Here is a 19,131-nt window from a genome sequence, read left to right on the forward strand (position 1 = left end):
ACTGGCGCGCCCTGCAGGATTCGAACCTGCGACCCACGGCTTAGAAGGCCGTTGCTCTATCCAACTGAGCTAAGGGCGCACTGTGTGAAGCGATGGCTTCATGCGGATGAAACGCGTGAATTATACGGTGAGCGCCTGCTGAGTCAATGGCTTTTGTTCTGGTTGCTGAGGAAGTGTACGAATATCTTTTTTTCTGGCGCTACGCAACTATCCAGGAAATCACCTGGTAAGAACTCGGCCTGCATAAAGTGGCATTTTAAGGATAAATGTATTTAGAAAATTAATGCGTTTACTTACTATTTCCTCCCCACTTCCCAGCTGTTCAGGATATTTTTTATGCTGAGTGTCGCCATAAAAGAACAAAATAGCCATTTCGAACACGGTCTTAAAATCATCATGACTCGTCTGACTCATCAGTGGCATCAGAAAATTCAATTTCTACCTGCTGATGATATAGACAAAGCGGATATCGCATTTTTATCGCTGGATGAAGACTGGTTTAGTGCCGGATGTTATCAGATACCGGTACATACCCGGCACCAGCAGAGAGTCATTATTTGTAATGAATACGATAAAGACAAACTTATGTTCAGGCCGTGTCTCTATATGCTGCCGCATATTTATCGGGAGGACGATGTTGATGAGATAACCAAAAAGATGGTGCTTATCCTGCATAAACGGGCACTTCGCCGCAGCGTTCCCCCTTCTGTTTGCCATTACTGTACGACTCGCCATTTCTCCATTCTGGAACGCCAGTTTTTAAAGATGGTCGCCCGCGGGCACCGGTTAAGCGAAATTGCCGTACTCCTTTCGCTGAGCGAAGAACAAACCAAATCAATTCGCCGCAGCATCATGAAGAAACTGCACGTAAAAAATGAACAGCAGTTCTTAAATTACATCAGAGTTAACCTGGGTTTTCTGCAAGAATAGACATATTCTCAATTTTCCATCCATCATGTTGAGAAATATCTCACAGATGATTAAGTAACGTCATCTACAGCGATTTTTCACATACTGCCACAATGACACTTATCATATTTCCTGATTGCACAACCGTCAGGAACCGAAAATATTCGGCGGCATTCTTTATGCCTACAGGAGTGTTTTTGTGGCAACTCGCCCGGTATTACAGGGAAATATTCTTGACCCTGCAACATTGCGCACTCAAAAGGAACGTTCTTTTTGTTGGGAATATCCTTTAAAGCTTGAACCGATAGTTCATTTATCTTCTGCCCGTACCTTTGGCTATGAAGTTCTGACTCAGGTTCCTTTTCATGTCAATACTGAGCATTTTTTTCACCACCTTCCGCCAGAAAAAATAGTGGCGTATTTTTATCAACAAGTCGCCACTATTACGCATTATCCCAAAGGCGTACATTATTTTCTTAATTTACCGCTGAAGGTATTTTTACACCTGGATTTTTTTAATTCAGGAGTAACCCCCTGCCCATCCAATCTGATCCTTGAAATCCAGGACCCAGAAACGCTTTTTTCACTTAATAGCCGCCAGCGTTCCCAACTCTATGAAAAAATAAAACAGGTTGAGTCTATCGGAATTCCCGTCTGGCTGGATGATGTCGATGAAAATTTGATCAAAGAAGTGGCTGCCGCCCGCTGGCATTTTAGTGGTCTGAAACTGGATAAAAATGCGTTCTGGGATCTAATTCTGCATCCTCAGAAACTGCGCCAGGTGATTTTTATGGGGTATAACATTGCAGATGTCATACTCATTGAAGGTATTGAAAATCATGCGCAAAAAGAAATTGCTTTTCATTCTGGCGCCCAATTAGGCCAGGGATACTTATGGCCCGCGCTTTTGCAAAACAAAGAGTAGAAAAACGGAAAGGGAAAGGATGCGCAGCGCACTTCGCAAAGAAAGACATCGCCGTTTAAGAAATACTGATTGCACTCACCACTACCATCACCTTGAACCACAGGTATTTGATCGTCTGGAATATCTGACCCAACGTCTCAATTATGCCCTACCGGACAATACAATCTCTCAGGTTATTATCACGACGGATAACTATCTCGGATATACACTGAATCGCTATTTATTTTCTGGAAAACGCACGGCGGTGTTCAGCTCTCTGGAATCACCCTCACGCAGGCTGGAAGAGACGGGCATCAGACAATTGATTGTTGATATGGCTGGACTGGCAGTCTCCTGCTACGAAACGCTTGAGCGATTACGCCTGCTTATCCGAGAGCGAAGCGATATCCAGGTTTACTTACTGGTGCCGGATAAGGATGTTAGTCTGACGCGTTTTATGCAAAAAGCCGGTAAGTTTTATATTCTGCAACGTCGCCAGAATCTCTCATCATTACGTAACGCCTTATTATCTCCCCCCTCCGTTCAAAATACTGATGGCACCTTTAGCCATACTGACTGGAAGATCATTTCCGCGTTATCTCAGGGTATGTCTTTAAAGGAAATCGCGCTTTTACTCAATACGCCTTATCACCGGGTGATCTACCGACTCAATCAACTTATTACTCAGTTGGATCTGCCGCATCGACACAGTTTGCTGTATCTGATACACCGCCTTAGCGTCACTTCTCTTCACTTAATTTAACACGCTAACCTCTTAAGCTATAAGATTTTTTAAGAAATTACTTATTTTAACGCCTGACTAAATGTAAATTTTTTACATAAAATTAATATTTACAACTATTCCTGGTATCATAGGAAAATCCCTCTTTCTCTATAATCCTTCAATTGACGGGCTCTCACGGCCTCATCGTTGAAAATTCGCCCAAAAATCACATAACAGAAACTAAACAATTGGTTTTTTGTGTTGTTTTTATATTTAAAAAAAATACTTTTAGCCACGGAACATTGATTCAACAGAGAATAAAACCAAACGCTATTAAACAGTCTAAAACATGCAGAACATCCTAACAGCCAGCACCGATTTGTGTACCGTAAGCCTTTTCCGAAAAAATAGACCAGGTATAATCCTCCCTATTCTTAGTTAATCAGAATTTTCTTTTTTGTTGGTGCGAAATGGATATTCCCCACGCTTATTGCTCTTACGCAAAATAGTCAGTTAACAAGGATGGTATTACCTTCACCACTTCCCAGGTTCGTGAGGTATATTCTGGCTATTTGATAATTAATAGTGTCTGACGCTTATCCGCAAACGGAAGACGCGCAAACAGTCTGAGGCATACAACAATGAAACCTGCATCCGTTATCATTATGGACGAACACCCTATTGTCAGAATGTCGATAGAAGTGCTTCTCGAAAAGAATAGTAATATCCAGGTTGTCCTGAAAACCGATGACAATCGTACCGCGGTAGATTATCTGCGCACATATCCTGTGGATCTGGTCATCCTGGATATAGAGCTGCCGGGTACAGATGGATTTACACTGCTTAAACGAATCAAATCAATACAAGAAAATACCAAAATTCTTTTCTTGTCGTCTAAATCTGAATCTTTTTATGCCGGGAGAGCTATCCGGGCAGGCGCAAACGGATTTGTCAGTAAAAGAAAGGATCTCAATGATATTTATAACGCAGTGAAAATGATCTTATCAGGATATTCTTTTTTTCCTTCAGAGACGCTAAATTTTATCAGTAATACCAGTTCACGAAAAGGTGAGCACAATGATATGCCGCTCTCAAACAGGGAGGTTACGGTACTGCGCTATCTCGCCAACGGGTTATCGAATAAAGAAATCGCAGAGCAGCTCTTGCTGAGTAACAAAACCATCAGCGCGCATAAAGCGAACATATTTTCGAAACTCGGCCTGCATACCATTGTTGAGCTTATTGATTACGCGAAGGTACACGACTTGCTGTGATCGTGGCTGACTCCCGACGAGAGATCGTTCGGGAGTACGTTATCGGGATCGGGCTTCAGTTGTAATTGATCATAAAAGTCGCATCCGCCTTTGCGACTCCCGGCAGAACGCCATCGGCCAATGCAATGTAATTCGCATAAAACGTCAGCGTAGCATTACCGTTTTCATCAACGCTTACCGCCTGACTGGCTTGCTCAAGCGGTAATCTGCTGCGATCGCTGTCGCGGATCTCAATGGCCACTTTTTGCGCCATGACCGCATCATCCAGCGCCAGCAGCGACGTCCCCGCCGCTGGCGTTCCTGAAAAGGTCATCGACGCCGCGCCCGGCGGGCAGCCCTCAAGTTTGATGCTGAAAGGCACGGGCTGGGTAGTATCGCCGCTGGTTTTCAACTGCTTCGTGGGCCAGGTGCCCAGCTCGACCGTTTTGTTACTGTCACCGGTCACTGCGGTGCAGGTGAAGTCCACAACATTACCGCGCAGTTCAATATTAATCTCGCCCAGAGCGGTGTCAGCCCGGCAAAGCGGGCTCAGCAACACGCTGCAAAAAATAGCCAGCAAAAGTCTCATGGCTGTGCGTTCCCCTTAGTCGTAATCCACACGCAGATACCCACGAGCGGTAAAAGGCCCTTCCGTCGGTTTACTCCCCGTGATGCTTACCGGCCATGCGCGGATCCCCACGCTGGCGGCGGCGCTGTCATCCAGACGGAATGGAATTTTGCTGGCCAGATTGTTAGGCGTCAGCGGCACGCCGCCGCTGTCGGAAACGATAAAGCCTAAGTCGGGATTATCAGAGACCATCGCCTGCCCGGAGATTTTCTCCGCCTCCAGACGCATCGACAAATAGGCCTGCGCCGCGACGTTCGTACATTTTATGGCGACCGTTTTTGTCTGCGGCGTCACCCCTTCCGGGCGATTCCCCGCCCCGGCTTTGCTGAACAGCGCGGCGCCGATATCGCCAAAATCAAATTCCACAACCTGCCCGGCATTCACTTCACAGCTTTGCGGAACCTCGACTTTACCGCTGTAGCTGATGGTATAAACCGGCGTGCTCAGGGCATCGCCGGTGCTAGTGGTGACATACACCGAGAACATGGTCTGGCGGGGAATCGGCACCATGTTGATAAAAGGCCGTATCACTTTGAGTTTAAAGATCAGCTTCGAGTCCATCACGCCGAAGGGCTTTTGTTTCGGTACATTGGGGTGCGTCCCCATGCGAATATAATTACGGGGCGGATAAAATAATCCGGCAGCGCTGTCGGTGATGCTCATCGCCCCCAGCAGGTAGTCATTGAGCTTGAGATACTGGAATCCCCCTTCCGTACTTTGCACGGGAAGTTCGGTCACATAGCTTCGAAAGGTATAATCCACATTCGTACCAGCAGGACACGTCGCCTGTACGCCAACCCAGCCCGATTTCTCCGGCAGCGTCACCACCTGTCCTACCTGATTATTGCTGCTGGTAAAAACATTCGACAGATCGTAAAACACATCGGTCGGCGTACCGTTCGAGTTATGGCAGACCGTCGCCCATGCCGGATTCGCCAGCAATAATGCGATGGCGCCCGGCAACAACCCTGATTTCATTTTCATCTTTTCTTACCTTTCATGACGACGGACGTTTACAGGTTGCATTAAGCAGCGTCACCGCCTGCTTCAGGCTCTCTTCGGGCAGGGAATAATGCGCCACGCAGCGGGCGTTCGCTCCCTCTCCCCACTGAATCAGCAGTTCCCCTTTCAGCGGCAGTCCGCTCAGATAAATTTGCCCGTCGTCGCCCGCCATACTGGTGACGCCGCTGGCGGTTTCGCGCACAATTGAGCCAAACGGCACCGGGCGATCGCCCTGTTTTGCGGTGACAATTGCGCGCACGCCGATTCGCGTGTCAAAGGCAGCGCGTACCAGCGCCCCTTGCGTCGGCACCACGCTGCTGACGTTATTTTCCACATCGGTGTGGTTATCCATTGAGTTGGTATCCAGCGCGACACGGTTATAGCGATATACGGTGGCATAAGGCATGACCGCATATCCGCGCCAGTCGGTTTGCACCCCGGTCTGGTTTTCTATATGCACCCCTTCGGCGCCTGGCGCTTTAATCAGGACGTTGGTATCGCCTAAAGGCTGACTGAGCGTGATGCCGTCCGCATGACCGACCACGCCGCCAGACAGCTGCCAGTTGTAGTCATGCTGGTCTCGATCGTAGTTGTACCCCACGCCGAGCGTCCCGTAAGCCGCCTGCCAGTTCGCGCTGGCGCTGCCGCTGTAGCCATTGGTGCTGCTGTGTCCCTGGTTCACGCTGTAGCTCAGGTTACGCCCGTCTAACAATGTCCCGCCGATGCCGGTCTGCCAGCTGTTCTGCCCATTGCTGTTCCGGTTCGCGTTAAAAGTGGCATAGGTGCGATCCAGGGCATTGTCGCGCGAGTAGCGCCGCCCGGTGAGCACGCTGAACGGAACCGACATGTTGAATGCCAGAATGCGATCGGTGCCGGAAATCCCTACGGATTCATTCCACGACCAGGAAAGGGAGTAGCTGATCCCTTGCCAGCCGCTGGCATACCCCAGTTGATACCAGGTATTGGCATCCGACGTGTTCCAGTATGTTTGCTGACTGCCGGAGATATACAGCGAGCCGTAATCCCCCAGATTCTGCGAAATGTTGACCTGGAATCGGCCTTTTTTGCTGTAGTTCAGGTTGTGATAGCTCTGCACTACCGGCACTTTATGACGCTTACCTTCGCTGTCATATTCATACTCGTACCCTTCCATACTGCGGTACGCCACATCGTCAAGCGTGTAGAATCCGCGCGTGGAATAGCGATAGCCCAGTAACTGGAAGTTAGTGCCGTAGTTGTTCAACGACTTGGCGTACAGGAAACGCAGCGACTGCCCCTGGTGGGTGCTGTCATCCGCCAGTTGGCTGCGGGCGTGGGTGACGTCTACCGAAACCGCGCCCCAGTCGCCCAGGTTCCGTCCGGCCCCCAGCACCACCGAGCTGTAGCGCGAAGCCAGTTGCGTGCCGCCATAAGCGGTATACCCTTCAGGCAGACCGGCGATCAGCGTTCCCTGGAAGAAGAATGGCGAGGATTGCTGGCTATTGCCGCTGCGAAAATCCCCCGCCACCAGGTCGAACTTCATACGTCCTTCGCGCTGCAACAGCGGAACGGTGGAGTACGGCACCGTATAGCGCTGCTGACTGCCGTCTTTCTCATCAACCGTCACGTCCAGGTCGCCGCTTGAAGACGTTGGGTTGAGGTCGGTGATCGCGAAAGCGCCCGGTGAGACATAGCTCTGATAGATCACATAGCCGTTCTGGCGGATAGTCAGTTTTGCGGCGGTACGGGCGATCCCACGCACGGTCGGCGCATAGCCTTGCAGGCTATCAGGGTACATATTGTCAGACGAGTAGAGCCGCGCCCCGCGAAAGCCCACGCTGTCAAACACGTCGTTGCCGGTGTTGCTGTCCCCCATCACCAGTTCGCTTTTCAACGGGATGATGGCGCGTTGTACCCAGGTGCCGATGTTTTTCCAGCTTTGCGAGTGGTATCCGTCGCCTTTGGAATAGCTCCACGCGCCGTTGTTACGCAACCGCCACGGGCCATAGTTCAGGCCGCTCATCAGGCTTAAAAAATAGCTGTCGCTGTTCGTCCCGCGACTGCCGGTAAAACTGTAGTTGATAAGCGCGGCGGGAATCCCTTCATCCCACTCTTCCGGCGGGATATACCCGCGCGCGCTGTTCAGCATTGACGCCTGCGGAAGACTGATATTTAAACGCATTGAGGAAAAATCAAAAGCGATTTCAGCGCCGGGAATCGCCTCTGGCAAATTGATGCAGGTCTCCTCCTGGCTTTGCCCAAGCGCAGGAAAGGCGGTGGTATTTACCCCCAGCCTTTTGATCCACGCCAGATCAAAACAGGGCATTAATCCGCCTGATTTTTCACCGGTTTTCGTCGACGAGGTTTCAAAGCGAATATCCTGGGTCGCGACGAACTCATCGTTGCGCCAGATATCCACCCGATAGATGCCCGGGGGCTGGTGATTGCCTTTCTCAAAACGTGACAAATCTGCCACGGACGCAGCATCTGCCGACAAAAAAGCCGGGTTAAAGTAACTTTCGCCATGACTTATCGCCGGATAGAGCGCCGCCAATATGGACAACGCCACCCCCGTCAGATGTGGCGTATACCCCGGCAGTGAACCGGGAAGATACGTTATCTTCTTCATCGTTTTCTCAGTGTGGCTTCACACATTCCGATCAGCGCAAGCTAACCGTTTTCGCCGGTGTCAGCGCACCGTAATCATTTACCGTCTGGAACGTCACACTTCCCTGCGCGCCTGCCGGAAGCAGAATCTGGGTATTGTTCTTCGGCGCGACCATGACGTTATCAACCTTCTGATTTCCCACTTTGAGATTGACCAGCGTGAGATAGTAAGCAGACGGATTGGTGATTTTCAGGTGGTTCCCGGAACGGGAGAATTGCAGCATTCCTGGCGCGTCTTCCTGCACCTGCGGCAGATTGGCAGGGCGAACAAACAGCTTAATGCGCGACAGGATCGCCAGTTGCAGGACGTTTTTGCCTTCAAGGCTGTTTTTATCCACCGACGGTATCGCCTTCACGTTCATCCAGAACAAAGACTCCCGATCGGCAGGCAGGGGTTGTCCGGCATAAATAATACGCAGCGTGTTTTCACTTTTGGGTTCGCTGACAAACAGCGGCGGTGTAACAACGAACGATTTTTCTTTGACGCCGGCGCTGTTCTCAATCCATGAATTAACCAGATAACGCTCTTTCGATGCGCTGTTGCTAATTGCCAGCGAGGTCTGTTTGGCGTCTGCCGGATAAATAACGCGGGTGGCGCCTAATGCAATTCCCCCGGCCGCCTGCGCACTCATTGAAGTCCATAAGGCAATAAAAATAATAAGGCCTGATTTTATATAATTAAGCATGGCAAAAAATACCTTTTGCGTTTTATCAACGCCCGGAAAACAAATCAGGGGTAAACCAGCGTAAACCACACATCTGAATGAATACTTCCCGGCGTCATATTTTCCGAGATTGCCCGATAGCGAGCCGTGAAATGAAATGTCATTTCTTGCGTTAAAATAGGGGCATAATGAAGCGGCAAGGAATTGGGTATGATTTGCCGTTGCTCCTCATCAAATAATGCCAGACCAATACCGGAGGTCGCCGCCGTGTCGCTGCGCGCCAGGAATACCTGCGGATCTTCTGCGGGAGTCACACCGGAAAAAGCGATCCCAACATGGCTATAAACCTCTGAACTACAATCGGTTAATCGCAGCGCGAAAGGAATGCTGGTCGGGGCGAAACTCCCGGTGCCAGAAAAGACATTGGTGCGGTATTGCCCCATCTGTACACGGAGACCCTGGCTTTCGGAATTCACCGCGCAGGCGCCGTTTACCAGTTGGCCTCGCAGGTGAAGATTACCGCTCTCCAGTATCACCGTATGCGCGAATGCGGGCATCGCGCAAATCAGCCCCACCAGCGCCACGCCTTTGCTAATCATCTGCTGTATCACTTATCGTCCCCGGATAGCGCCTCATCCATTGAGGCTTGCCACATCCCTGAATCCCTGGTGGGTTTATTCGTACTTCATGATGAAGGTTGCGTCGGCGTTAGCCTGACCCGGCGTGGTGTCCGCAGCAGTCGCTTTATAACGCGCGGTGAAACGCAGCGTGTTGCTACCTTCTACCAGCGCCTGAGCCGTAGAGAAGGTCGCGCCGTCTGGCTTCAGCGGAGAAGAGGTGTTATCAAGAATTTCGATCCCTACGCCGCCTGCCGTGGTGCCATTGTCACCAGACACGACTGCCAGCAGGCTGTCGTTTGTACCGTCAGCCTGACCAGAGAACGCAACGGCAGCGGTCGCTGCTACGCTCGGATCGCAGTCATTCAGTACAATGGTGAACGGAATCTGTGCGCTGGTATCGCCAACAGCGGTAAAGCTGGCGGTACGATACTGGCCCAGGGTCACGGTCTGATCGGCAGATTTCGTGCTAACGGCACACGCAGCATTGACCAGCTCACCTTCAAAGTGAACCGTACCGCCGCTAACGCTTACCGGATCGGCATGAGCCGCACCAGCAGCAAACATCAGGCCAGCAATAACGGAAGAGGTCATTAATTTAAGTTTCATGGATTTCCCTTGAATTACGCACATTCGGCTCCAGTTTCCTGCGGGAACCGTTTGAATCAAAATCGACATAATAATGTCAGGCTAATTATCTCTGCATCCTGTAAAGATATATATCGAAAGAGAATTAGCTAACCTTTTTACCCCAACTCTCCTGAGCATTAGATTCACTAATTAATCTTTACGAATATGACAATTCGTCACAGGGATAAATTAAACATTTCAATAAGTGAAAAATACCTTCAATCTCTTTAATTAGCCCAGGTAAATTCTTATTGGGATATAGGACAGGTCTAAGCCTTTTTTATATAAAAGTGTTCAATATCACACTTAACGCCACGTTTTTCGCGGCATTCCCCCTAATTTTAGCAGGGTGATGAATTGTTTCTTTTAGGTTAATTTTGATTAGGTTGCTCATTAATCACCCACAGGATTTTGCCCCTCGCCGCAGCCCGTATCGCAGTGGTCACTGCACCGATCACACGTAAAGACGCAAACGATAACTGACAGCGCGCCCCGCTTCTGACAAAATAGCCACATCCCCTTCGACTTAATGTAACAGACGGAATCCTCTCTCTGATGGCAGCAAAGATTATTGACGGTAAAACGATTGCGCAGCAGGTGCGCTCTGAGGTTGCTCAAAAAGTTCAGGCGCGTGTCGCGGCCGGACTTCGCGCTCCAGGGTTGGCCGTTGTATTGGTAGGCAGCAACCCGGCTTCGCAGATTTATGTGGCGAGTAAGCGCAAAGCCTGTGAAGAGGTGGGATTCGTCTCCCGCTCCTATGACCTGCCCGAAACCACCAGCGAAGCAGAACTGCTGGAGCTGATTGATACGCTTAACGCCGACAACACTATCGACGGTATTCTGGTGCAGTTGCCGCTACCGGCGGGCATCGATAACGTCAAAGTGCTGGAACGCATTGCGCCGGACAAAGACGTAGATGGTTTCCATCCCTACAACGTAGGCCGTCTGTGCCAGCGCGCGCCGCGTCTGCGCCCCTGTACGCCGCGCGGCATCGTCACGCTGCTGGAGCGTTACAACATCGATACCTTCGGACTGAATGCCGTCGTCATCGGCGCCTCGAATATCGTCGGTCGCCCGATGAGCATGGAACTGCTGCTGGCAGGCTGCACAACGACCGTGACTCACCGTTTCACCAAAGATCTGCGTCGCCATGTTGAACACGCCGATCTGCTGATTGTCGCCGTCGGCAAACCCGGATTTATTCCCGGCGAGTGGATTAAAGAAGGCGCCATCGTGATTGATGTCGGAATCAACCGACTGGAAAATGGTAAAGTGGTCGGCGATGTGGTCTTTGAAGACGCTGCCGCGCGCGCATCCTATATCACCCCGGTGCCGGGCGGCGTCGGTCCGATGACGGTCGCAACACTTATCGAAAACACGCTACAGGCGTGCGTTGAATATCACGATCCACAAGGTAAATAACATGGCAACATTCTCTTTAGGCAAGCACCCGCACGTTGAGTTGTGCGACCTGCTCAAACTGGAAGGCTGGAGCGAAAGCGGTGCCCAGGCGAAAATTGCCATTGCAGAAGGTTTAGTGAAGGTTGATGACGCGGTTGAAACCCGCAAACGCTGCAAAATTGTTGCCGGGCAAACCGTCAGCTTCGCAGGGCAAAGCGTTAACGTCGTCGCCTGATTCAGAGTGCCGGATGGCGACGCTATCGCGTCTTATCCGGCCTACTGGTTATGCCAGTGTAGGCCGGATCGCCATCCGGCAATGACGTTATTTACGGCGCCAGGTTGTCCCTTGCGGACCATCTTCCAGCACGATGCCCATCTCATTCAGACGGTTACGCGCCGCATCCGCCGCCGCCCAGTCTTTGGCTTTACGCGCATCCAGACGCTGTTGAATTAACGCTTCAATTTCAGCCACTTCGCCATCATCCGCCTGAGCTCCGCTTTGCAGGAACGCTTCCGGCTCCTGCTCCAGCAGCCCCAGCACGCCGGAAATTTTACGCAGATGTGACGCCATCGCATTCGCGGCAGCCATATCCTCACTCTTCAGACGGTTCACCTCACGCGCCATATCAAACAGCACGGAGTAGGCTTCCGGGGTGTTGAAATCGTCGTTCATCGCCTCCACAAAACGCGCTTCAAACGCTTCACCGCCCGCAGGCGCAACGGTTTTGTCCGTTCCGCGCAGCGCGGTGTACAGACGCTCCAGGGCGGAGCGCGCCTGCTTGAGGTTCTCTTCGCTGTAGTTGAGCTGGCTACGATAGTGGCCGGACATCAGGAAGTAGCGAACGGTTTCCGCGTCGTAGTATTTCAGCACATCACGCACGGTAAAGAAGTTGCCCAGTGATTTCGACATCTTCTCACGATCCACCATCACCATGCCGGAGTGCATCCAGTAATTCACATACTCGCCGTCGTGCGCACAGGTAGACTGGGCGATTTCGTTCTCATGGTGCGGGAACATCAGGTCGGAACCGCCGCCATGAATATCAAAATGGTTGCCCAGTTGTTTGCAGTTCATGGCGGAACATTCAATGTGCCAGCCCGGACGACCCGCGCCCCACGGCGACGGCCAGCTCGGCTCGCCCTCTTTGGACATCTTCCACAGCACGAAGTCCATCGGGTTGTGTTTTACGTCAACGACGTCAACGCGAGCGCCCGCCTGTAGCTGTTCCAGATCCTGGCGCGACAGCTGACCGTAGTTCGGGTCGGTCGGCACGTCGAACATCACGTCGCCATTGTCCGCCACATAAGCGTGACCTTTGGCGATCAGCTGTTCGGTGATCTCAATAATTTCGGCGATATGGTGCGTTGCACGCGGCTCCAGATCCGGGCGCAGAATATTCAGCGCATCAAAATCTTTGTGCATCTCCGCAATCATACGATCGACCAGCGCGACAAAGCTTTCACCGTTTTCGTTCGCCCGTTTAATGATCTTGTCGTCGATATCGGTAATGTTACGCACGTACTTCAGCGTATAACCGAGGAAACGCAAATAGCGCGCAACGACATCGAAGGCGACAAACGTACGCCCGTGACCGATATGACAGAGGTCGTAAACGGTAATACCACACACGTACATGCCGACTTCCCCGGCATGAATAGGTTTGAATTCCTCTTTTTGGCGCGTCAGTGTATTAAAGATTTTTAACATCGAAGATTCCGTATAGACGTGTGTGGGTAATAATATCCGTATGATACATATTATTCGTAATCGAAGCAGCACACTTTGCGAGGTGATCGCAGCGTGCGGTTATGCTATAACACCCCCCTATATGTGACCCTTATCGGGGTCGAAGCACCACTATATCGGAACAGGATGCAAAAATGGTTACTTTCCACACTAATCACGGCGATATCGTAATCAAAACGTTTGATGACAAAGCGCCTGAAACAGTTAAAAACTTCCTGGACTACTGCCGCGAAGGTTTTTACAACAACACCATTTTCCACCGTGTTATTAACGGTTTCATGATTCAGGGCGGCGGTTTTGAACCTGGCATGAAGCAGAAAGCGACCAAAGAAGCGATCAAAAACGAAGCCAACAACGGTCTGAAAAACACCCGTGGCACGCTGGCAATGGCGCGTACTCAGGCTCCACACTCCGCAACGGCGCAGTTCTTCATCAACGTGGCCGACAACGACTTCCTGAACTTCTCTGGCGAAAGCATGCAGGGCTGGGGCTACTGCGTATTCGCTGAAGTCGTGGAAGGCATGGACGTGGTTGATAAAATCAAAGGCGTATCAACGGGCCGCAGCGGTATGCATCAGGACGTGCCAAAAGAAGACGTTATCATCGAAAACGTGACCGTCAGCGAGTAATCGTGGCGACACTGTTTATTGCAGACCTTCACCTCTGCACGGAAGAACCGGCGATCACCGCCGGTTTTCTGCGTTTTTTAGCCGGTGACGCGCGCCAGGCCGATGCGCTGTACATTCTTGGCGACCTTTTCGAAGCCTGGATAGGCGACGACGATCCCAACCTGTTGCACCGCGAAATGGCCGCAGCCATTAAAGCCGTTGTAGATTCCGGCGTTCCCTGCTTCTTTATTCACGGTAACCGTGATTTTTTGATCGGCAAACGCTTTGCCCGTGAAAGCGGAATGACGCTATTGCCGCAGGAAAAGGTGCTCGACCTCTATGGCCGTCGCGTATTGATTATGCACGGCGACACGCTCTGCACCGACGATGCCGGTTACCAGGCGTTTCGCGCCAAAGTTCACAAACCCTGGCTACAGACGCTGTTCCTCGCCCTGCCGCTGTTTATCCGCAATCGTATTGCCGCCAGAATGCGCGCAGGCAGCAAAGCCGCCAACAGCAGCAAGTCACTGGAGATCATGGACGTTAATCCACAGGCCGTGGTGGCCGAAATGGAAAAACACCATGTGCAATGGCTGATTCATGGTCATACTCATCGCCCGGACGTTCACGAACTGAGCGCTAACGGCAAACCCGCGTTCCGCGTTGTTTTAGGCGCCTGGCACAGCGAAGGGTCGATGGTCAAAGTCACGCCGGATGACGTTGAGCTTCTCCATTTCCCGTTTTAACCTCGCCCGTGAATTGACGACGTCATAAGGTACGCAACCGTTTTCCTTGGCGTATTTCCGTGCTATTCTCTGTGCCCTCAAAAGCCGAGAGTTGTGCACCACAGGAGTTTTAAGACGCATGTCTTCCCGCAATAATCCGGCGCGTGTCGCCATCGTGATGGGGTCCAAAAGCGACTGGGCTACCATGCAGTTTGCCGCCGAAATCTTCGATATCCTGAACGTTCCACACCACGTTGAAGTGGTTTCCGCACACCGCACCCCCGATAAGCTGTTCAGTTTCGCCGAAAGCGCCGAAGAGAAGGGTTATCAGGTGATTATTGCCGGTGCTGGCGGCGCGGCGCATCTGCCGGGAATGATTGCGGCAAAAACGCTGGTGCCGGTACTGGGCGTACCGGTGCAAAGCGCTGCGCTGAGCGGCGTGGACAGCCTCTACTCTATCGTCCAGATGCCGCGCGGCATTCCGGTCGGCACGCTGGCGATCGGCAAAGCGGGCGCGGCGAACGCGGCGTTACTGGCAGCGCAAATTCTGGCGACACACGATAAAGACCTGCGCCAACGTCTGGCGGACTGGCGTAAAGCCCAGACCGATGAGGTGCTTGAGAATCCCGACCCACGAGGTGCGGCATGAAGCAGGTCTGCGTACTGGGTAACGGCCAGTTAGGACGGATGCTGCGTCAGGCGGGCGAACCGTTGGGCATCACCGTCTGGCCTGTCGGGCTGGACGCGGAACCTACCGCCGTTCCGGTTCAGCAAAGCGTGATCACAGCGGAAATCGAACGCTGGCCGGAAACCGCGCTGACCCGCGAACTGGCGCGCCACCCGGCTTTCGTCAACCGCGACGTTTTCCCGATTATTGCCGACCGCCTGACGCAAAAGCAGCTTTTTGACAAACTCTCGCTGGCGACGGCGCCCTGGCAGTTGCTGGCAAGCCGGGACGAGTGGCCCGCCGTATTTGCGCGTCTGGGCGAACTGGCTATCGTCAAACGGCGCGTTGGCGGTTACGACGGCCGTGGGCAGTGGCGTTTACGCGCGGATGAAACCGCCCAGTTCCCGGACGACGGTTACGGCGAGTGCATTGTTGAACAGGGCATTAACTTCTCTGGCGAAGTGTCGTTAGTCGGCGCACGCGCCCATGACGGCAGCACCGTGTTCTACCCGCTGACGCACAACCTGCACCAGGACGGGATTCTGCGCACCAGCGTAGCGTTCCCGCAGGCCAACGCGAAACAGCAGGAACAGGCGGAAGCCATGCTCTCCGCCATCATGCATGAACTGGGTTATGTCGGCGTCATGGCGATGGAGTGTTTTATCACGCCGGAGGGACTGCTCATCAACGAACTGGCGCCGCGGGTACACAACAGCGGGCACTGGACGCAAAACGGCGCCAGCATCAGCCAGTTTGAGCTGCATCTGCGCGCGATTACCGGCCTGCCGTTACCGTCACCGGTCGTGGACAGCCCGTCCGTGATGGTGAACCTGATTGGCAGCGCTCTGAATTATGACTGGCTGAAACTGCCGCTGGTGCATCTGCACTGGTACGACAAAGAGGTTCGCGAGGGGCGTAAAGTGGGCCACCTGAACCTGACCGACAGCGATACCGATCGCTTAAGCGCAACGCTGGAAGCCTTAGTTCCCTTGCTGCCGCCGGAATACGCCAGCGGCATCATCTGGGCGCAAAGTAAGCTTAAGTAATACATAAAATGCCGGGAAAGGAATCTTATCCTTTTCCGGCTCCTCCTTCAGCGCGTAAAATCCCCATCATTGCCGTTTGTTTTTTTTCAGGATTCCACAATGAACGATGGGACGGACTATCGCGCCATTCTGGCGGCCGATACGCCTTTAATCGACGTTCGCGCGCCGATAGAATTTACGCAGGGCGCCATGCCCACCGCGATTAACCTGCCCTTAATGAATGATGAAGAACGCGCGGCAGTCGGCACCTGTTACAAACGCCAGGGGCCGGAAGCGGCACTGGCGTTGGGCCATAAACTCGTTGCTGGCGACGAGCGTCAACGGCGGCTGGAGGCCTGGCGAAAAGCCTGTATTCAACATCCCCGGGGTTATCTCTGCTGCGCGCGCGGCGGTCAGCGTTCGCATATCGTACAACAATGGCTACATGAGTCCGGCGTGGATTATCCGCTGATCCAGGGCGGCTACAAAGCGCTCCGCCAGGCGGCCATGCACATCACCGACACGCTGGTACAAAAACCCATGATCTTAATTGGCGGCTGTACCGGCAGCGGAAAAACACAGTTGGTTCGACAGCAGCCGAACGGCGTGGATCTGGAAGGACTGGCGCATCATCGCGGTTCGTCATTCGGCCGCACGCTGAAGCCGCAGCTGAGTCAGGCCAGTTTTGAAAATCATCTCGCCGTGGAGATGTTGAAAACCGACGCCCGTCAGGAGTTGCAGATGTGGGTGCTGGAAGACGAAGGCCGGATGATTGGCGCAAATCATCTGCCCGAATGTCTGCGCGAACGCATGGCGCAGGCACCCATTGCGGTTGTGGACGATCCGTTCGAGCTGCGTCTGGAGCGGCTGCGCGAAGAGTATTTTATCCGCATGCTTCGCGACTTCACCCATGCCTGCGGGGAAGAAGACGGCTGGCTGGCGTACAGCGACTATCTGCATCATGGGCTTTCCGCCATTCAGCGCCGCCTTGGTTTGCAGCGTTTTAAAGAGCTGACGGTAAAACTAGACGCTGCGCTGGCCATGCAGCAGGCCAGCGGCAGTACCGACGGGCATCTGGCCTGGCTGGTGCCGCTCCTAAACGAATACTACGATCCGATGTATCGCTATCAACTGGAAAAGAAAGCCGCGAAAATCGTCTTTCGCGGCATATGGCAGGACGTTGCACAGTGGCTTCAAAACTAGCGATTGCGGGCATTCTGCCGGATGGCGGCTAACGCCTTATCCGGCCTACAAATATTATGCCCTAATGTCTGTCGCGTTTATCGGCGCGTTTCGCCAGCCAGTCGCCGAGCATCTGTACAACCTGCACCAGAATAATCAACGCGACCACGGTGACAATCATCACCTGGGTTTCGTAACGGTAATAGCCGTAGCGAATCGCCAGGTCGCCGACCCCGCCGCCGCCGACAATCCCGGCCATCGCGGAATAGCCAATCAGACTCACCAGCGTGATGGTCAGCCCGCGTAGCAGACCGGCGCTGGCCTCTGGCAGCAGTACGGTGCAGATAATGCGCATCGGGCTGGCGCCGAACGCTTCTGCCGCTTCGATAATCCCTTTATCCACCTCACGCAGCGCGCTATCGACCAGACGCGCATAGAATGCTATCGCCGCAACAGAGAGAGGGACGGAGGCGGCAATCGGCCCGATGGTATTGCCGAGCAAAAATTGCGTGAGCGGCAACAGCAGCACCAGCAAAATCACGAACGGCACCGAGCGGATAATGTTCACCAGAACCGAACTCACCAGATACACGAAGCAATTCTGCCAGAACAGATTCCGGTCGGTGACAAAGATAAGGAAGCCGAGCGGCAGCCCGCCGACAACCGCCAGCACCGTTGAAATGCTCAGCATTTGAAAGGTTTCATTGAACGCCAGCGTTAAATCCGGCAGTAAATCATCCACGGATCACCTCCACCTGCGCAGTACGTTGCCGAATATGTGCTACCGCGGCATCCACCGCTGACGGGTTGTGCGGCGCAGTCAGTTGCACCACTAAAATCCCCAGCGCGCGTTCGCCGATATATTCAATTTTGCCGTGCAGAATGTTCACCGCTACGCCGAACTTTACCGCCACATCAGACAACACCGGCTGCTCCGCCGAATCACCGATAAACAGAATTTTCAGTAACTGACCGGGCAGATGCTGGCGCAGACGTTCCGGTAGCGTCAGATTGAGAGTGTGCGACACCAGCTGCTGCGTGAAGGCGTGCTGCGGATGAGCGAAAACATCAAACACGTCGCCCGACTCCACCACTTTGCCGCCGGACATCACCGCCACGCGATCGCAGATGGACTTGATCACATTCATTTCATGGGTGATCAGCACGATCGTGATCCCCAGCTGTTCGTTAATCTGTTTGAGCAGCGCCAGAATGGTCGCTGACGTTTCCAGATCCAGCGCGGAAGTCGGTTCGTCGCAGAGCAGTACATCTGGATGGTTGGCGATCGCGCGGGCAATCCCCACTCGCTGCTTTTGACCACCGCTAAGCTGTACCGGAAAGCGGTTCGCCTTATCCGCCAGCCCGACCAGCGCCAGAATTTCGGCGACACGCGGGGCGATCTTGCTGCGCTCCCATCCGGCGGATTTCAGGCTGAAAGCGACGTTTTGCGCCACCGTGCGGGTATGCATCAGATTAAAGTGCTGGAAAATCATCCCAATACGCTGGCGGGCTTTACGTAGATTCGCCCCTTCCAGCGCAGAGATCGCCACACCGTTCACTTTCACGCTTCCCTGACTCGGGCGCGTTAAGGCATTAAGGGTACGCAGCAGCGTACTTTTCCCCGCGCCGCTGGTGCCGACAATGCCAAAAATTTCGCCCGCCGCTATCCGCAGGCTGACGTCATCCACCGCGCGGGTCGATGCGCCACGGCCTGCCGTGAAATCCACGCAGACCTTTTCAATCTCAATCATGCTCACCTCAGAAATGCGAAAAGGGCAGTCGCCGCTGCCCCGTTAAT

Annotated in this window: 20 protein-coding genes and 1 tRNA gene; 11 read left to right on the forward strand and 10 right to left on the reverse strand. The window is 52.9% G+C overall.

Going from position 1 to position 19,131, the window contains the following annotated elements; all coding sequences use genetic code 11:
- Positions 1–2: 2 nt before the first annotated feature.
- Positions 3–79 (reverse strand) — tRNA-Arg (locus OGV79_RS09545).
- Positions 80–336: 257 nt separating this feature from the next.
- On the opposite strand from OGV79_RS09545, the gene fimW reads away from it, so the two are divergent.
- The 4 genes from fimW to fimZ all read left to right on the forward strand — a co-directional run bounded on the left by fimW (position 337) and on the right by fimZ (position 3,811).
- Positions 337–930, forward strand: coding sequence for a fimbria biosynthesis transcriptional regulator FimW (fimW, locus tag OGV79_RS09550; RefSeq protein ID WP_047458307.1), 594 nt, complete (start codon positions 337–339; stop codon positions 928–930).
- A gap of 178 nt (positions 931–1,108) precedes the next feature.
- On the forward strand, positions 1,109–1,834 hold the full coding sequence (locus OGV79_RS09555) for an EAL domain-containing protein (protein WP_286468269.1): 726 nt from the start codon (positions 1,109–1,111) through the stop codon (positions 1,832–1,834).
- A 19-nt stretch (positions 1,835–1,853) separates the two neighbouring features.
- Positions 1,854–2,576 carry a fimbria biosynthesis regulator FimY gene (gene fimY, locus OGV79_RS09560; protein WP_047458315.1) on the forward strand — a complete coding sequence of 241 codons (723 nt, stop codon included), beginning with the start codon at positions 1,854–1,856 and terminating at the stop codon, positions 2,574–2,576.
- Between the two features lie 602 nt (positions 2,577–3,178).
- Positions 3,179–3,811, forward strand: a complete 633-nt coding sequence (fimZ, locus tag OGV79_RS09565) for a fimbria biosynthesis transcriptional regulator FimZ (RefSeq protein WP_012133449.1) — start codon at positions 3,179–3,181, stop codon at positions 3,809–3,811.
- Positions 3,812–3,866: 55 nt separating this feature from the next.
- On the opposite strand, the gene sfmF is transcribed toward fimZ, so the two are convergent.
- The 6 genes from sfmF to fimA form a co-directional block, all read right to left on the reverse strand.
- On the reverse strand, positions 3,867–4,379 hold the full coding sequence (gene sfmF / locus OGV79_RS09570) for a fimbria assembly protein (protein WP_286468270.1): 513 nt from the start codon (positions 4,377–4,379) through the stop codon (positions 3,867–3,869).
- 15 nt (positions 4,380–4,394) lie between these two features.
- Complete coding sequence (gene fimH, locus OGV79_RS09575) at positions 4,395–5,402, reverse strand: type 1 fimbria D-mannose specific adhesin FimH (protein WP_104868971.1); 1,008 nt, start codon at positions 5,400–5,402, stop codon at positions 4,395–4,397.
- Between the two features lie 13 nt (positions 5,403–5,415).
- Positions 5,416–8,028 (reverse strand): fimbrial biogenesis usher protein, encoded by a 2,613-nt coding sequence (locus OGV79_RS09580; RefSeq protein ID WP_049011839.1) that lies wholly within the window; start codon positions 8,026–8,028, stop codon positions 5,416–5,418.
- Between the two features lie 31 nt (positions 8,029–8,059).
- Positions 8,060–8,752 carry a type 1 fimbria chaperone FimC gene (gene fimC, locus OGV79_RS09585; RefSeq protein WP_012133453.1) on the reverse strand — a complete coding sequence of 231 codons (693 nt, stop codon included), beginning with the start codon at positions 8,750–8,752 and terminating at the stop codon, positions 8,060–8,062.
- Between the two features lie 44 nt (positions 8,753–8,796).
- Positions 8,797–9,330: a type 1 fimbrial protein subunit FimI gene (gene fimI / locus OGV79_RS09590; protein WP_286468330.1), complete on the reverse strand. Its 534-nt coding sequence runs from the start codon at positions 9,328–9,330 to the stop codon at positions 8,797–8,799.
- A 75-nt stretch (positions 9,331–9,405) separates the two neighbouring features.
- Positions 9,406–9,957 carry a type 1 fimbrial major subunit FimA gene (gene fimA, locus OGV79_RS09595; RefSeq protein WP_024130577.1) on the reverse strand — a complete coding sequence of 184 codons (552 nt, stop codon included), beginning with the start codon at positions 9,955–9,957 and terminating at the stop codon, positions 9,406–9,408.
- Positions 9,958–10,533: 576 nt separating this feature from the next.
- Here fimA and folD point away from each other — a divergent pair.
- Together folD and ybcJ are read left to right on the forward strand one after the other, a co-directional pair.
- Positions 10,534–11,400: a bifunctional methylenetetrahydrofolate dehydrogenase/methenyltetrahydrofolate cyclohydrolase FolD gene (gene folD / locus OGV79_RS09600; protein WP_012133456.1), complete on the forward strand. Its 867-nt coding sequence runs from the start codon at positions 10,534–10,536 to the stop codon at positions 11,398–11,400.
- A 1-nt stretch (position 11,401) separates the two neighbouring features.
- Entirely contained in the window at positions 11,402–11,614 is a 213-nt protein-coding gene (ybcJ, locus tag OGV79_RS09605) for a ribosome-associated protein YbcJ (RefSeq protein WP_200030760.1), read from the forward strand.
- An 87-nt stretch (positions 11,615–11,701) separates the two neighbouring features.
- Here ybcJ and cysS read toward each other — a convergent pair whose 3' ends face one another.
- The gene (cysS, locus tag OGV79_RS09610) at positions 11,702–13,087 is read right to left on the reverse strand and encodes a cysteine--tRNA ligase (protein ID WP_286468271.1); all 1,386 of its coding nucleotides are present in this window, start codon (positions 13,085–13,087) and stop codon (positions 11,702–11,704) included.
- A 173-nt stretch (positions 13,088–13,260) separates the two neighbouring features.
- Here cysS and ppiB point away from each other — a divergent pair, with 173 nt between their 5' ends.
- The 5 genes from ppiB to mnmH all read left to right on the forward strand — a co-directional run bounded on the left by ppiB (position 13,261) and on the right by mnmH (position 17,354).
- Positions 13,261–13,755, forward strand: a complete 495-nt coding sequence (ppiB, locus tag OGV79_RS09615; RefSeq protein ID WP_003021875.1) for a peptidylprolyl isomerase B — start codon at positions 13,261–13,263, stop codon at positions 13,753–13,755.
- A gap of 2 nt (positions 13,756–13,757) precedes the next feature.
- Entirely contained in the window at positions 13,758–14,480 is a 723-nt protein-coding gene (gene lpxH, locus OGV79_RS09620; protein WP_058668725.1) for a UDP-2,3-diacylglucosamine diphosphatase, read from the forward strand.
- 118 nt (positions 14,481–14,598) lie between these two features.
- Complete coding sequence (gene purE / locus OGV79_RS09625; RefSeq protein WP_049011469.1) at positions 14,599–15,108, forward strand: 5-(carboxyamino)imidazole ribonucleotide mutase; 510 nt, start codon at positions 14,599–14,601, stop codon at positions 15,106–15,108.
- Complete coding sequence (gene purK, locus OGV79_RS09630; protein WP_012133462.1) at positions 15,105–16,172, forward strand: 5-(carboxyamino)imidazole ribonucleotide synthase; 1,068 nt, start codon at positions 15,105–15,107, stop codon at positions 16,170–16,172. Before purE ends, purK begins: the two co-directional genes overlap by 4 nt.
- A gap of 99 nt (positions 16,173–16,271) precedes the next feature.
- Positions 16,272–17,354 (forward strand): tRNA 2-selenouridine(34) synthase MnmH, encoded by a 1,083-nt coding sequence (mnmH, locus tag OGV79_RS09635; protein WP_200091647.1) that lies wholly within the window; start codon positions 16,272–16,274, stop codon positions 17,352–17,354.
- Positions 17,355–17,415: 61 nt separating this feature from the next.
- Here the strand turns inward: mnmH and OGV79_RS09640 are convergent, their stop codons facing one another.
- Positions 17,416–18,075, reverse strand: coding sequence for a methionine ABC transporter permease (locus tag OGV79_RS09640; RefSeq protein WP_286468272.1), 660 nt, complete (start codon positions 18,073–18,075; stop codon positions 17,416–17,418).
- A complete protein-coding gene (gene sfbB, locus OGV79_RS09645; protein ID WP_012133465.1) occupies positions 18,068–19,084 on the reverse strand; it encodes a virulence-associated ABC transporter ATP-binding protein SfbB in 1,017 nt (338 codons plus the stop codon). Before sfbB ends, OGV79_RS09640 begins: the two co-directional genes overlap by 8 nt.
- Positions 19,085–19,131 lie beyond the last annotated feature (47 nt).

The organism is Citrobacter sp. CK185 (genome assembly GCF_030333565.1).
GTDB classification, from domain to species: Bacteria; Pseudomonadota; Gammaproteobacteria; order Enterobacterales; family Enterobacteriaceae; genus Citrobacter_B; species Citrobacter_B koseri.